Annotated in this window: 16 protein-coding genes; 3 read left to right on the forward strand and 13 right to left on the reverse strand. The window is 44.4% G+C overall.

All coding sequences use genetic code 11. From position 1 onward, the window contains the following. Window positions 1–3 precede the first annotated feature (3 nt). From V6W81_RS24955 to V6W81_RS24965, 3 genes are all read right to left on the reverse strand, one after another. Window positions 4–654 carry an amino acid ABC transporter permease gene (locus tag V6W81_RS24955; RefSeq protein WP_056693229.1) on the reverse strand — a complete coding sequence of 217 codons (651 nt, stop codon included), beginning with the start codon at window positions 652–654 and terminating at the stop codon, window positions 4–6. A gap of 31 nt (window positions 655–685) precedes the next feature. Then, the gene (locus V6W81_RS24960; protein WP_338540705.1) at window positions 686–1,549 is read right to left on the reverse strand and encodes a substrate-binding periplasmic protein; all 864 of its coding nucleotides are present in this window, start codon (window positions 1,547–1,549) and stop codon (window positions 686–688) included. 201 nt (window positions 1,550–1,750) lie between these two features. Beyond that, a complete protein-coding gene (locus V6W81_RS24965) occupies window positions 1,751–2,383 on the reverse strand; it encodes a TetR/AcrR family transcriptional regulator (protein WP_338540706.1) in 633 nt (210 codons plus the stop codon). A 239-nt stretch (window positions 2,384–2,622) separates the two neighbouring features. Between V6W81_RS24965 and V6W81_RS24970 the strand changes: the two genes are divergently transcribed. Next, on the forward strand, window positions 2,623–3,408 hold the full coding sequence (locus V6W81_RS24970) for an undecaprenyl-diphosphate phosphatase (protein ID WP_056693502.1): 786 nt from the start codon (window positions 2,623–2,625) through the stop codon (window positions 3,406–3,408). 168 nt (window positions 3,409–3,576) lie between these two features. Here the strand turns inward: V6W81_RS24970 and V6W81_RS24975 are convergent, their stop codons facing one another. The 6 genes from V6W81_RS24975 to V6W81_RS25000 form a co-directional block, all read right to left on the reverse strand. Then, window positions 3,577–3,759 carry a hypothetical protein gene (locus V6W81_RS24975; RefSeq protein WP_056693213.1) on the reverse strand — a complete coding sequence of 61 codons (183 nt, stop codon included), beginning with the start codon at window positions 3,757–3,759 and terminating at the stop codon, window positions 3,577–3,579. A gap of 205 nt (window positions 3,760–3,964) precedes the next feature. Further along, on the reverse strand, window positions 3,965–4,291 hold the full coding sequence (locus V6W81_RS24980; protein WP_056693209.1) for a thioredoxin family protein: 327 nt from the start codon (window positions 4,289–4,291) through the stop codon (window positions 3,965–3,967). A 141-nt stretch (window positions 4,292–4,432) separates the two neighbouring features. Next, window positions 4,433–5,341, reverse strand: coding sequence for an aldo/keto reductase (locus V6W81_RS24985; RefSeq protein ID WP_145051779.1), 909 nt, complete (start codon window positions 5,339–5,341; stop codon window positions 4,433–4,435). Between the two features lie 278 nt (window positions 5,342–5,619). Then, window positions 5,620–5,784 (reverse strand): hypothetical protein, encoded by a 165-nt coding sequence (locus tag V6W81_RS24990; protein WP_164848570.1) that lies wholly within the window; start codon window positions 5,782–5,784, stop codon window positions 5,620–5,622. 301 nt (window positions 5,785–6,085) lie between these two features. Further along, entirely contained in the window at window positions 6,086–6,829 is a 744-nt protein-coding gene (gene gpmA, locus V6W81_RS24995; RefSeq protein WP_145051782.1) for a 2,3-diphosphoglycerate-dependent phosphoglycerate mutase, read from the reverse strand. A gap of 76 nt (window positions 6,830–6,905) precedes the next feature. Further along, window positions 6,906–7,490: a DUF420 domain-containing protein gene (locus V6W81_RS25000; protein ID WP_145051784.1), complete on the reverse strand. Its 585-nt coding sequence runs from the start codon at window positions 7,488–7,490 to the stop codon at window positions 6,906–6,908. Between the two features lie 372 nt (window positions 7,491–7,862). Between V6W81_RS25000 and V6W81_RS25005 the strand changes: the two genes are divergently transcribed. Both V6W81_RS25005 and V6W81_RS25010 read left to right on the forward strand, forming a co-directional pair. Next, window positions 7,863–9,056 carry a cation:proton antiporter gene (locus V6W81_RS25005; RefSeq protein ID WP_338540708.1) on the forward strand — a complete coding sequence of 398 codons (1,194 nt, stop codon included), beginning with the start codon at window positions 7,863–7,865 and terminating at the stop codon, window positions 9,054–9,056. Window positions 9,057–9,314: 258 nt separating this feature from the next. Next, on the forward strand, window positions 9,315–9,971 hold the full coding sequence (locus V6W81_RS25010; RefSeq protein WP_338540709.1) for a transcriptional regulator: 657 nt from the start codon (window positions 9,315–9,317) through the stop codon (window positions 9,969–9,971). Window positions 9,972–10,661: 690 nt separating this feature from the next. Here V6W81_RS25010 and V6W81_RS25015 read toward each other — a convergent pair. From V6W81_RS25015 to pssA, 4 genes are all read right to left on the reverse strand, one after another. Beyond that, window positions 10,662–11,525: an IS3 family transposase gene (locus tag V6W81_RS25015; RefSeq protein ID WP_338543928.1), complete on the reverse strand. Its 864-nt coding sequence runs from the start codon at window positions 11,523–11,525 to the stop codon at window positions 10,662–10,664. Window positions 11,526–11,536: 11 nt separating this feature from the next. Next, window positions 11,537–11,854: a transposase gene (locus V6W81_RS25020; protein WP_111270792.1), complete on the reverse strand. Its 318-nt coding sequence runs from the start codon at window positions 11,852–11,854 to the stop codon at window positions 11,537–11,539. A gap of 1,001 nt (window positions 11,855–12,855) precedes the next feature. After that, the gene (locus V6W81_RS25025; protein ID WP_307220799.1) at window positions 12,856–13,341 is read right to left on the reverse strand and encodes a DedA family protein; all 486 of its coding nucleotides are present in this window, start codon (window positions 13,339–13,341) and stop codon (window positions 12,856–12,858) included. Between the two features lie 14 nt (window positions 13,342–13,355). Next, window positions 13,356–13,901, reverse strand: coding sequence for a CDP-diacylglycerol--serine O-phosphatidyltransferase (pssA, locus tag V6W81_RS25030; RefSeq protein WP_145051795.1), 546 nt, complete (start codon window positions 13,899–13,901; stop codon window positions 13,356–13,358). Between the last annotated feature and the right edge of the window lie 5 nt (window positions 13,902–13,906).

The following is a 13,906-nucleotide window of genomic DNA, read 5'->3' on the forward strand; positions in this document are numbered from 1 at the left end:
CGATCAGTAAGCCCGAGCGAGTCTGCGCTCCACTTGTTCCAGAATGGCCGAGAAGCCGATGCTCATGATCCAGTAGATCACACCGATCGCTAGATAAAACGGCATGTTCAGTGCATATTGAGAAACCAGTAATTGTGCCGAACGCAACAACTCGGTTACCCCGATTGCGGCCACAAGTGATGTTTCCTTCAGCATACCAATAAACGTATTACCCATCGGTGGAATAGCGATCCGGACAGCCTGTGGGAACACAATGCGTCTCATCGTCTGAGCCGGTGTCATGCCTGTCGCATAAGCTGCCTCTGTCTGCCCTTTGGGAACAGCTTGGATTGCACCACGGAAGGTTTCAGACAAAAAAGCACCTGCATTCAAGCTGAGTGCGAGACAAGCAGCGGTAAGTGAGCCTAAGGTTACCCCGTAGTCCACTAATCCGTAATAGATAACGAATAATTGCACGAGCAACGGTGTTCCTCGCATGATGGATACATAAAATCGGGCAATCAACCGAAGCCACATTGGCCCTTTGAGACGAGCTACGGCAACGATTACCCCAATGATAAAGGCAAAAAACATTGATATCACAGTTACATATAGAGTGTAATACGCCCCCTTCAAAAAGAAGGGGACATTTTCAAGTATCAAATCAAGTTCCATGGATCAAACTTCCCTTCGCCTTGCAGGTTCATTATTGCGCAGGCTCTTCATCAAACCATTTTTTGAAAATGGTGTTGTATGTGCCATCGTCCTTCATGCCTTTTAGTGCCTCATTCAGTGCAGCTACGAGTTCCGGATTGTTTTTACGAACTGCGATTCCGGCTTGGTCACTCTTGATTGGTTCGCCTACAGCTTTGATCTTGAAGCCATTTGCATCCACAATAGGTTTGAGCGCATACAGGTTATTGATTGTTGCATCGATACGACCTGCATCCAGATCTTTCAGGGAAGAGATAACATCGTCATACGTTTTGATCGTGAAATCGCCAACTTTGGGCAGTACTTCATTACGCAGATACGTTTCATCATTGGTACCCAAACCTACGCCGATCGTTTTTCCTTTGAAATCCTCTAACGTCGTAATATCGTTATTATCATTTTTCACAATGATTTTTACGGAGTTGGTAATGTACGGATCACTGAAATCCAGTGCTTTTTTGCGTTCATCGGTGATTGTCATTTGGCTAATGATCGCATCCAGTTTCTTGGATTGTAGACTTGGTGTCAGTCCAGAGAACTCCTGGGATACAAATTCAACCTCAACTCCCAGACGCTTCGCAACCTCACGTGCGATATCTGCATCAAAGCCATCCATTTCCTTCTTATCATTCAGGAAGTTGTATGGACGATACGTTCCCATCATCCCCACTTTGATAACGCCAGCCGACTTGATCTGTTCCAGTTCATTGCTCGCTGGTGCCGCAGCATCTCCGCCATTATCAGTTGTAGCTTTGCTGCCGCAAGCGCTAAGTACCAGCATGGTGATTAGTAGCAATGCCGTTAGCGTCCAGCCTTTGCGAGTTTTATTCTTACGAATGTTCGATCCAGTATTCATGTTGTGTTCTTCCTCTCAAGTCGTTATGTGGTTGTGCATACAGGAGCATGGTTATATGTGGTACTTAATGTATGGTGATACAACAGTTATCCCCATTATTCCCTGCTCGTGGCTGAAACATGTGATAGGACGTACTTTCATTTTCCTAATCAGATGCTCATCCTTATTTCAAAGTAAATGCTTCGGAATCAGGCGATGTCTTCATGTGCCTAACAATCCGTAAAATTCAAAGCTTGCTGCCTCCGCCGCGAGCGACGATGCTGTCATGGAAGAGAACGCGTTGTGCAGATCCTCTGAACCAAATAACCAGCGCGTTATCATGCCTTCAATCATGCTGACAAGCAATGCTGCTCTCAGCGGAATATCCATTGATTTTGGCAACATTCCCAGCTCCATGGCTCTCTCCATGTTGTGACGAAATGCCGTTTCCACCGCATTGCGTGTCTCCTCAACCAGACGGCGAACTGCATCTTCCGTAACGATGCCTTTGAGAAGTAGCTCCATGAAGTAACGATTGTTTGCGGCAAAAGAGAATAAATCGGTAAACAGTCGTTCCGAAGCCTTCACCATATCCTCTACCGTTCCGGCATCCTTGCGATATCCTTGTCCAATCGCTTCAAGAAGTTTCTCTCTGCCTGTGAGTACAATCTCGGAGGCAATGGCTTCCTTGCTTTTGAAGTGCCAATAGAAGGTTCCCTGAGCGACACCCGCTTCCCGAACAATATCGGAAATTTTGGTCTGATGATAACCCTGCGTTGCAAAACGCTCTAGTGCTATGCGTATAATCTGGTTCCGGCGGTCTTCGCCAGGTTCCAAAGTATTACCTTTACTCATACGTTTAACCCTCCCGATTGATCAGTCAGTCAGTTAATGTATATCCTATGGGATAACTAGGTTTTTGTCAATATAGTTTTAAACAATAGATTCATGAGAGAAGTTGAAGTTGTATGCATTTCTGATCATAATAGAGCATAGCCATGTTCTAGAGGACAGGCATTGTGAAGCAGGGCAGCTCACTTCTGCCATCTGCATTTCAAGGAGGAAGAGAATTGGACTTTATATCATCTATTATTATGGGCATCATCGAGGGTTTGACTGAGTTTTTGCCCGTGTCCTCAACAGGACACATGATTCTGACCGCCCACCTGCTGGGTTTATCGGAGGACAACGAGTCAGTCAAAACGTTTGAGGTGGTTGTTCAACTCGGAGCTGTACTTGCAGTTGTGGTGTTGTACTGGAACAAGTTTATCGACATGTTCCGCTTCACTGGGGGAAAACGAAGTTATTCCCGTCGTCTAAACCTTGGACACATTTTTCTCGCAATGGTTCCTGCTGTAGTCATTGGACTAGTCTTCCGGGATTGGATCAAAGCCCATTTATTCGGCCCTGAGACGGTACTGTACAGCCTTGTCATTGGGGGCGTTCTGATGATTGTAGCTGAACGCTGGAGCCACCGTAGTGAGCGCATCACTACCCATGATGTAGACGATATTTCGTATAAACAAGCCTTTGTAGTCGGGCTATTTCAGATTTTGGCACTGTGGCCTGGCTTCTCTCGTTCCGGCTCAACGATCTCTGGCGGTCTATTCGCAGGGATCAGCCGTGTAGCTGCAGCCGAATTTACGTTCCTCGTATCTGTGCCAATCATGATTGGTGCTACAGGATACGATCTGTACAAAAGTATCGATCATCTGAATGGCAGTGACTTCCCGATCTTCGCTATCGGTTTTATTGCAGCCTTCATCGTTGCGATGCTTGCAATCAAAACATTCTTGTCCATTCTCAAACGTCTGAGTCTTACGGTCTTTGCGGTATATCGCTTCGTTCTAGCAGCCGTATTCTTCATCATTCTAATGTAACGTCAAACATCGTAGCGAAATATAAATGGCGGTCTCATGTTCCTCTGGAACTGAGCCGCCATTTTATTTATGTGTTACATGTGCTAAGTGCTAAATCCAATAAATCGAGTCCTATGTATAGATGACATAGAAGCTTTTTTTACTTTTGGTGAACCTATAGATCTAGATTTAGTACCACTGCTTCACTTGAATTTCTCTTAATTTCTTCCGATATCTCATCTGCTCAATCAAATTATATCTATTCTGCTTCTGCTCCTCTAGCCGTCTTCTCACTCCTCGCATCAATAATTGATATCTTAGTTCATCATTACGACTCAGTTGATGCATTTCTTGAAAGATAGCTTTACTCATAGTAATCTCTGTTCACTCCAGTATTAGGTTTATACTACATGAGTTGAACCTATGTTCATCTTATGTCGCTTTAACATTGTACTGCTAGGGTCTAAACAAATTCTGAACACCTTTGGGAAGCAATGAATTGGAGTAGAACATTAAAAAAACACCTTCAAATCATGGATATGATTGAAGGTGCCTTATGTGTGTAGATCAGCTTTAGTTATACTTTGGATTCCAAGGTAGTCAGATATTCCGAAATTTGAGCAGGAGTCTTAGCCCATTTGCTGTGTAGGTGTGCGATTTTCTTGCCATTTTGGAAAACAAGCAAGCTTGGAATACCGCGTACCCCATTCTCCTCAGCCAAAGGCTGTAATTCTTCCGCGTCCATAGCATAGAACGTTTTGTCAGCGTGCTGGTCGACTACATCTCCGATAAAACGATCCAGGTTTTTGCAGTCAACACACCAGGTTGTATCAAACTTAATAACGGTTAGACTGTCTGAATTGATGGTATCGCGATATTGCTGTTCACTAAGAATTCTTTCCATAGATGTTCTCTCCCTTGTCTATATATGTTCAGCCACAGCATAATCATGTGTACCTGAAACGGAATAGTTAATATTTTAACTTTATTTCATTGTACCTTGAATAGTTACATTTGAAAATAGGACTTCCTATTTCTTCCTGTCTCAGCGATGCTGCTTGTACAGGTTAGCCGGATTCGATTCCTTTATTTGTTGGATCTCCGCTGTTGTGAGCGGTGCTGATGCTGAAGCAGCAATATTATGCAGCAATTGTTCTCTAGAACTCGCGCCAGGTACAACCGCAGCTACGGCTGGATGAGACAAGGCATATCGAATTGCCGTTTGAGTTAAACTGCGCCCGTCCGTAACATAACGTCCCAGCGTGTCCCGAATACTGTGAAGCTCAGCTGGCGTATAGTCTAGATAGCCTTTATCAACCTTAGCTGCGCCAGAATCAGCGAGTACTCCACTGGCGACTGGCCCGCGGGCGATCACACTAATTCCCTTTTGCTCCAATAAAGGCAATACCTCTTCCTCCGCACGGCGATCCACTAGGCTATATTGGTTCATGACACTTACAATCTGAGCTCTTCTCACATATTCCCGTATGACATTAGGCCGAATGGAGGAAATACCGTAATAGCGAATGAGCCCCTCTTGCTTAAGTTCTTCAAATGCCTCGATGGTCTCTTCCATTGGATCTTCAATGGTACCGCCATGCAGCTGATACAGATCAATATAGTCAGTCTGGAGACGTTTGAGACTGTCATGTACCGCCTGTTTGATATACGCCTTGGATGGATCCCATGCCCAACCTTCTTGACCTTGTATTCTTCGGTTCCCAACCTTGGTAGCTACAATAACCTGATCCCGGCGTCCCTTAATCGCTTGCCCTACGATCTCTTCATTGCGCCCCGCGTCATACAGATCGGCTGTATCGAGCAAATTCACACCGTGATCCAACGCTTCATGGATCAGGGCTACGGCTGGATTCACATCAGTTCCGAGCGACATACATCCTAGACCAATCTCTCCTACCATCAATTCGGATGAACCTAGACGATTTTTTTTCATATCTGCACCACCTCCCATAATTTCTGCAAGTATCCATTGTATCATTCTTCATTGCAAAAATCGCATCCTGCTTCTTGAAAAGTAACATCTATATATATCGAACTAAAGAATGTTCACACTTGCCACTCCGATGACAGAATAACCTTTGCGCTGTTATCGTGTAAATGGTTAGTTCAAGATCTAGCTCAGCAACTAACGTCGAAAAGAAAGTAAAGTGAACAGGCAAAAACCCGGACTAAGAAGCTCCGGGCTTAACATTGCGTGCTGATAGGATGAATCTATTTTATATCTATACGTTGTGGTCTTTTGCCAGTAGACGAACTTGAACCTTTCATCATGCCTGAGACTGTCGAAAATAACTTATCCCTTGCCTGCTTGTTCCTCATCAGATACGTTACGCCTGCACCGATAGCTGTCATGATAATTCCTTTACGTTTAGACATGTGCTCTTCCTCCTTTAAGGATAAATGTACATCGTGTCTTGTTTGAAATTTACCCGTTGTGCCGAAATCGAAACGTCCTGAATAAGCCATTGAATAAATAAAAAAATACGGTACATTCATCTCATATCTCACTTCAGACATAAATTATGCAAGTAATTATATAGGCTAATTGAACGGGTATGATCCACCATAACTTGTCCCGATCTAAACCCAGCTAAAGTGTTATGTTATGAAATGAAGTTGATTCGCAAAACGCACAAAAATTAACCCCCACATATGAATGCAGGGGTCATTTTGGACGTTAATCTGATGGCGTAGCCACATGAGTCATTTCTTCATGCTTATACGTTGAACCATCGGCTGTCAGATAAAAGTGTCCGATCGGATGAAGGTCTTCATCCAATTCGTAGACAAGCGGAATGCCCGTTGGAATGTTAAGCGCCATCACATCGGCTTCAGACATCTGATCTAGGTGCATGACCAATGAACGGAGCGTATTGCCATGAGCGGAGATAAGCACCCGTTTACCAGCCGATACAACCGGTTTGATCTCGTTGTCCCAATACTCCAGAACCCGCTTCGATGTATCCAGTAAGTTCTCCGTGCGAGGAATGGTACAACCCAATCGGGCATACTTGTCCTGATCTTGGACGTAACGTTCATCCGTCTCATCTAGAGCCGGGGGTGACACGCTAATAGAACGTCTCCACTCCATCACTTGATCTTCCCCGTACTTGACTGCGGTCTGTTGTTTGTTCAAGCCTTGCAGAGCACCATAGTGGCGTTCGTTCAGCTTCCATGTCTTCGTAATAGGAATCCACATGCGATCCATCTCATCCAATGCGATATCCAATGTTCGTATGGAACGTTTCAGTACCGAAGCATAAGCATAGTCAAAATCAAATCCCTGCTCCTTCAAAATCTTACCGGCTTTACGGGCTTCTCCGTACCCATCTGTGGTCAGATCCACGTCCGTCCAGCCCGTAAAACGATTTTCTACGTTCCACATACTTTGTCCATGGCGAATTAATACAACTCTGTACACGACCGTGAACCTCCTTCCATGGAAACATTACCCGCAAGTGCTACAGGATATACTTCGTTAAACTTTATTTATGACATTAATAATATGGTGCCATCATCAGATAGACTACAACACCTGTAGAGCTGACATACAGCCAGATCGGCATGGTCCAGCGAGCGATTTTACGGTGTTTCTTCAATTGATTCGTCCAGCCCCATACCAGGGTGAATAGAGCCAATGGCACAATCAATGCTGCCAGAATACTGTGCGTAATCAGGATGAAGAAATAAATGGAACGAATGATGCCTTCTCCACCATATTTTGAAGTTTCCGGGGAGAGGTAGTGGAATGACAAATACGTTACAAGGAATAACATCGTCGTCGAAAATGCGGCAATAATAAATCGTTTGTGTAGTTTCACATTGCGCTTGATAATGGCAATCAGCGCCGCTAGCAAGAAGATGAAGGTGAAGCTGTTGAATACAGCATTAAAACGCGGCAGTATGGTAATATCAAAGTCTACACTTCCCTTATAGCCGATCGATGGCGCGAAGAACAACAATAAAATAATGACATTGGCGAGAATGGAAATGGTGATGATAATACCTGCAAAATTTTTATTACTGGTCGGGGTAATTTGGTTCGATTGATTGTTCGAGTCCCCTTTGGCCTGTTTGCCCAATGTAAAATCCTCCTCATATCCTAACTTCTATGTTCTATGTCATTATATCTCGGCATTTGTCGGCTGTTAAGTGACAACACTCTGAACAAAAATGTCCACCACATGATGTTATCGTGCCCCACGGCGTAGATTCTAATGAATGAGGTGTGCTGGTTGTTTACCCTAGATTGTAATTCTGTTATAATTAATGTCATTAATCACATACGCGTTTAACAAGGAGGAGCCTGTCACCAAGGCCCCTTCTTGTCTTCTATTGGCATGTCAGGGTGCGGTTATCACTGCCCTAACATGCCATTTTTTTGTTTATTCGCTGGTATGAAGTCGCCTTGGTGAGGCAACCTATAAACGCTACTGTCGGAGAGGAGTACATGTATGGAATTCATTTTATCTCTTGCTTTGATTCTAATTTTCACCAAACTCGCGGGTGACCTATCGGTAAGACTTGGTCAACCATCTGTGCTGGGGAAATTAATCGTTGGTGTTATCCTTGGTCCTGCTCTACTGAACTGGGTACCCAAATCCGATTTCGTTCACTATATGGCCGAGATCGGAGTACTATTATTGATGTTTATTGCGGGTCTTGAGACGGATCTAGATCAATTGAAGAAAAATTGGAAGGCTGCTTTTGCAGTTGCTGTCGGTGGAGTAATTCTTCCTTTTATCGGTGGTTATGGAGCGGCTATTGGTTTTGGGATGACCCAGACCCATGCTCTGTTCTTCGGACTTCTATTCTGCGCTACCTCGGTGAGCATTTCGGTGCAAACGTTGAAGGACATGAATCAGCTCAGTTCACGGGAAGGAACGACGATTCTGGGAGCAGCTGTCGTAGATGATGTACTAGTTGTTGTTTTACTGGCTGTCATGATGAGCTTGCTCGGAACAGGTGCTGGAGATATTTCAATTAGCCTGCTTATTGGTAAGAAGTTATTGTTCTTTGTTATCATAATCGCTGCCGGATGGTTCCTTGTTCCACGAATTATGAAATGGATGGAGCCGCTGAAGGTAACTGAAACAGTTATTACAGCAGGGCTAATCATCTGCTTCGGATTCTCCTACTTTGCAGAATGGATGGGCGTTGCGGGCATCATTGGTGCGTTCGCCGCAGGAATTGCTATTTCACAGACAAGCTTCAAGCATGAAGTGGAAAGTAAGATAGAACCTATTGCTTACAGTATTTTTGTTCCTGTATTCTTCGTGAGTATTGGACTGAATGTGCAGTTTGATGGCGTTGGTTCTCAAATCTGGTTTATTGTCGTAATCAGTTTGATCGCCATTGTAACGAAGCTGCTCGGCGGTGGAGCTGGTGCTCTGCTCACTGGTTTTGATCGAAAGTCGTCCGTAGCTATAGGTGCAGGTATGATATCCCGGGGAGAGGTCGCACTTATTATCGCGTCAACTGGGCTTGCTTCTGGGCTGCTGGACTCCGAGTATTTCACCAGTGTTGTGATTATGGTTATTATTACGACTCTGGTAACACCACCACTGCTCAAAATCACGTTTAGTCGAAAAAAGGGCGAACGCAAGATTGAACAAGAGATTCAGCAAGAATCGAATATTTCTGGATAAGTGGTCGAGTCTTGGAGTGGTGCCCACGTGCACTGGGAGCAGCAAGGTTGCTTAAGTTTAAACAGGTGAAGTATTGAAAACATTCCTTAGTTAAAGCTATACTTGCTTTATACATTCAATATCGGTCGTGAAGCACACGCCGCTTTGATCCATTCTTCCCCTTCAACACGAAGGTGGTAGAAATGGGCGAAGCGGCATTTTGTATTTTAGTTTCATAATGACCACTTGATGCCCGCAGTATTTGAAGAGGAGATGGATATGTTGAGCATTGAATTCGATAAGGCTTATGATGAGTGGATGACCTCTCTATTGGAGAACGAAATGAATCCCAGAGTGCTTTCTAGAATAGAAAATGGACTTGAACATGGCACATTAGAGTTTTTACGTTCCGTTTGGTTTCCGGTAATGAAAAACTTTAACCATTTGCAACCCGAATGGGAGGTTCGTGACTTTCATAACGGCTTTCGGTATCTGGATCTGGCTTATCTGCCTGGTAACGGCATTAAGGGGAGTATTGAAATTCAAGGATACGGGCCACATGCCCGTGATCTTGATGTACGACGTTTTAAAGATTTATGCTGGCGGCATTGTCTACTAACCCTCGATGATTGGATTGTTCTGCCGATTGCTTATCTCTCTATTAAGGACGAACCGAAGCGGTGCCAACAGCTTGTGCTATCGTTCATGGGGAAATTCATAGCCACGGATATTCCACCATCCTTAACCTGGCTTGAAGCCGAAACTGTTCGTTATGCTAGACGTATCCTTCGTCCATTTGCTCCCACGGAACTCGCAACACATCTAAGAATCACAGATCAGCATGCTCGAAGAATTCTTCATAGCCTGATTAATCAGCAAATATTACATGTCGCTAGTGGTACTAAACGATATCGAACTTTTATCTTACGAACATGAGACACTTTATTTTGCAAACAATGGTCAGTCTATCCATTATGTATTGAACTCAGGACAGCCTTTTCTTACGAACTTGAGACACTTTATTTCTCCAAATATCTACCTATACATTATTTAACGAACTCAGGGCACCTTATTGAGCTCGTATGGAGTCAATCAGTATACTTTATCAGGCTTTTTCGTGAAATAAGGTCGCTGAGATTCGTTACAAGTTCAACATTGCTCAAACACAGGTATTAAGCTCGCCTGAGTTCGTTAGAATTTTAGAGATGGCATTGAAGGCGCTTGGGAGTAACTGCTATTGACTCAATTTGGGAATCATAACTTTGAATTGCTTAAAGAACTACCTTTAACTCTAGACGCAACCATGTAAGTTGAGATGCTTAGTGTTACTGCTTCCCCTCATTGCAATCACTTTTAGTTACTTCAATTAGTGGGACTAAACGAGTGCAAACCTATATCGATATCAAATCAATACCTTACGAACATGAGACACTCTATTTAGGTAGTATTGCTATCTATCCGATAGTTAACGAACTCAGGGCACCTTATTGAGCTCGTATGGAGTCAATCAGTATACTTTATCAGGCTCTTTCGTGAAATAAGGTCGCTGAGATTCGTTACAAGTTCAACATTGCTCTAACACAGGTATTAAGCTTACCTGTGGACCTATGTCAAGAAAGTAGACACTTACGCGACGGATTTGTCCGTAAATTTCTTCGCAAAACGAGCAGGGGAAAGATAACCTAGCGCACCATGCATTCGCTTGCGGTTGTAATAGAACTCAATGTACTGGTAAATGGTGTTATAAGCCTCTTCTGGATTCTTAAAACGAGGGTTACAGTGAATGAGTTCTTTCTTCAAAATACTGTGCCAAGACTCGATACATGCGTTATCGTAACAGTTTCCTCGGCGGCTCATACTGAGCTCCATACCATACGATTTCAGTTGCTCCACGTATTCTTTTGACGTGTACTGCGAGCCACGATCCGAGTGATGTAGCAGTCCTGGAGCGGGGCGTTTGGCCCGGTAAGCATCATTCAATGCACCTAGCACCAGACTCGTTTCCATATGGTTGTACAGACGCCAGCCTACAATTTCACGCGTACATAAATCCAGAACACTGGCGAGATATAACCGGCCTCCTCGGCAGGGAATGTAGGTGATATCGGTGACCCATACGGTGTTCGGTTTGGACGTTTGAAATTGCTGGTTCAGCGTATTTGGTGCAATGGGATGATGATGGTTAGAATCCGTCGTTTGGACACGATACCGAGGAGTGTGCACGGAACGAAGATTCATTTGACGCATGTATATACTGACGGTACGGGAAGAGATTCTGTATCCTTCCAGATGGAGCGCATACGTAATTTTCGGACTTCCACACCGCTTCTGGTGGTCGTAGAAATGAAATCGAATACGCTTCATGATCTCAGTTCTCCGGTGCTGCTGTTTACTTGTTCGATCCATCCGCCACTTGTAATATCCGCTCCGTGACACGTGTAACAGAGTGCACATCTTCTCCAAAGAAAACAGGGAGCGATGGTTTTCCAGAAACTGAAACCTTAGCTCTTTGGTTTGCTGAAGATGTGCACTGCTTTTTTTACAATAGCCAGTTCCTCTTGCGTGTCCGCAAGCGTATGCTCTTTCTCTTGAAGTAACCGGCGCATTTCTTTAAGCTCTGCTTCCAGTTCTTTCACTCGATCTACGCTAGCTACGGGCTCATGTTTAAGTTCGCGATACTTGCCCATCCACTGGTGTAATGTACTTTTTGGAATGTTGAGTTCTTCTGCCAAGTCTCCGAGTGTCTTGGTCTGTTCTTGGATAAATTTTACCGTTTGTTTCTTAAATTCTTCATTGTATCGTTGCCGCTGTTCTCCCATGTGGACACACCTCCGTTAGCCTTATTATCCTTCTGTCCGTTATTGGGTGTCCACTTTTTATTCTAGCTCCACTGAGTTCGTTAGATTTTTGCGGATGGGCATTGAAGGCGCTTGAAGTGAGTACTTTTAACTCCAGTCGGGAACCACTTAAGTCACTTTAGTTATTGGTAGGTACAGGAGGATGTTACTTTTGGCACTGAGTGCTGGAAGGCATCCGAGGTACTGGAGGTACTGGAAGTTCTAGAGGTTCTGGAGGTACTGGAAGTTCTAGAGGTTCTGGAGGTACTGGAGGTACTGGAGGTACTGGAGGTTCTGGAAGTTCTAGAGTTTCTGGAGGTTCTGGAAGTTCTGGAGGTTCTGGAGGTTCTGGAGGTTCTGGAGGTTCTGGAGGTTCTGGAGGTTCTAGAGTTTCTGGAGGTTCTGGAGGTTCTGGAGGTTCTGGAGGTTCTGGAGGTTCTGGAGGTTCTGGGCTTCTGAAGGTTCTGGGTTCTGGAGGTTCTGGGTTCTGGAGGTTCTGGGTTCTGGAGGTTCTGTTAGTACCCGGAATGCTGAGATGCTGAGGTATTATATTTACCTGAGGTTTTGCATTGCAATTACCATACAGCACTAATTAGCACCATGAGGAGTTACATAGGAGGTTCGTAGGGAGTTACATGGAGAGTTACCTAGGAGCCATAATTCTGAGGGGTGAATTTTGTTTCGAATAACTCATGGGTAGCTTGCATTTCCAAGGATAAGGCTACCTTTGTTCCTCTGAGCGACTGAGCATGAGTCCATTTTTTCTTAGTAGAATCTCTGCGTCCTCCTTCCAGCTAACTACCATTCTCATACATTTTCAAGCGTATCCTACCCATATAACAGTAAGTACTCGCAACTAGCCTATCATAAGCCACACATCAGTAAATCCACGGCGACCGTACGTTAGAAAAACAAAAAAGACCCCTTTGCACACAAAAGGTCTTTAGCTTAGTTTGCCCATCACGCTGATAGGCTGTCCGATTTTAAGTCAACACACCAACATAGAATCCAATCGATATGAACACAACGCACCATAGAAATGCACCGATGCCGGAGAAGAGGATATATCTCCCCATAGCCATACGACTGATCCCAGAGAAGCAGCACATCAGGTGACGAATCCCGGGAATGAAGTAGCCTAGAATGATGGACCAGTACCCATACTTCATAAACCAGGATTCTACCCTGACCAGCCGTTTGGCGTTTACCCCCACCCATTTACCGTATTTCACGACTAGCGGCCTGCCGGCCTTCTTGCCAATCATATAGCTGAGTAGTCCACCGGTGAACGCACCACCAAAACTGACAGCAATACTTACCGAATAATTCAAAACCGAGATCGAGGCAAGATAACCGACAAAGGTCATCATCACCTCGTCCGGTATAGGCATACCGATTACACCCAGAGCCAGTAGTCCATAGATTGCGAAATAGCCGTACTGACCAATAAATTCTTTTGCAAATTCCATCACTGACTCGCTCCTTATTTCGGTTCCACGATATCCTTCTCTTGAGGGGTCAATACCTGTTTTAGAGAGGGGAATCGAATTTGGCTAACCATTAGACCAGATAACACAACGATGACGAGATAGGCTACACCAAGAGTAAAATAAGGGCTCCATAGAGCGAAAAAGGACATTAGGCCACCCGCAAATGTAATCGGCATGCCGACAAAACCTTGACTCGCTGTCTTCTGGCAATTGTAGCGTGCCAGTCGGAGAGCACCACAGATCGGAAACAGAGCTGTAAGTGCCATTCCCAAAATACTTCCTCCGTTCATAACGTTCAGATACAGAATCAGTATTGGAGCTGTACCGAATGAAATCACATCAGCAAGGGAGTCTAGTGCTTTGCCAAATTCCCCTTCACAGTGCAATTTCCGAGCAGCAAAACCGTCAAACAAATCAAAGAACATTGCGACCCAGATCAACGTTACAGCAAGTGCAAATTCCCCATGTATGGCCATAATGACCGCCAGCATACCCGAAGTTAAATTACCCAAGGTTAAAATTGATGGCAAAGATTTCATAAGAC

The sequence above is a fragment of the Paenibacillus tundrae genome (genome assembly GCF_036884255.1).
Classification (GTDB): Bacteria; Bacillota; Bacilli; order Paenibacillales; family Paenibacillaceae; genus Paenibacillus.

Excerpts from the sequence above, each read along its gene's own strand:
- V6W81_RS24955 (WP_056693229.1), bottom strand. The coding sequence starts at position 654 with ATGGAACTTGATTTGATACTTGAAAATGTCCCCTTCTTTTTGAAGGGG.
- V6W81_RS24960 (WP_338540705.1), bottom strand. The coding sequence starts at position 1,549 with ATGAATACTGGATCGAACATTCGTAAGAATAAAACTCGCAAAGGCTGG.
- V6W81_RS24965 (WP_338540706.1), bottom strand. The coding sequence starts at position 2,383 with ATGAGTAAAGGTAATACTTTGGAACCTGGCGAAGACCGCCGGAACCAG.
- V6W81_RS24970 (WP_056693502.1), top strand. The coding sequence starts at position 2,623 with ATGGGCATCATCGAGGGTTTGACTGAGTTTTTGCCCGTGTCCTCAACA.
- V6W81_RS24975 (WP_056693213.1), bottom strand. The coding sequence starts at position 3,759 with ATGAGTAAAGCTATCTTTCAAGAAATGCATCAACTGAGTCGTAATGAT.
- V6W81_RS24980 (WP_056693209.1), bottom strand. The coding sequence starts at position 4,291 with ATGGAAAGAATTCTTAGTGAACAGCAATATCGCGATACCATCAATTCA.
- V6W81_RS24985 (WP_145051779.1), bottom strand. The coding sequence starts at position 5,341 with ATGAAAAAAAATCGTCTAGGTTCATCCGAATTGATGGTAGGAGAGATT.
- V6W81_RS24990 (WP_164848570.1), bottom strand. The coding sequence starts at position 5,784 with ATGTCTAAACGTAAAGGAATTATCATGACAGCTATCGGTGCAGGCGTA.
- V6W81_RS25005 (WP_338540708.1), top strand. The coding sequence starts at position 7,863 with ATGGAATTCATTTTATCTCTTGCTTTGATTCTAATTTTCACCAAACTC.
- V6W81_RS25010 (WP_338540709.1), top strand. The coding sequence starts at position 9,315 with ATGTTGAGCATTGAATTCGATAAGGCTTATGATGAGTGGATGACCTCT.
- V6W81_RS25020 (WP_111270792.1), bottom strand. The coding sequence starts at position 11,854 with ATGGGAGAACAGCGGCAACGATACAATGAAGAATTTAAGAAACAAACG.
- V6W81_RS25025 (WP_307220799.1), bottom strand. The coding sequence starts at position 13,341 with ATGGAATTTGCAAAAGAATTTATTGGTCAGTACGGCTATTTCGCAATC.
- pssA (WP_145051795.1), bottom strand. The coding sequence starts at position 13,901 with ATGAAATCTTTGCCATCAATTTTAACCTTGGGTAATTTAACTTCGGGT.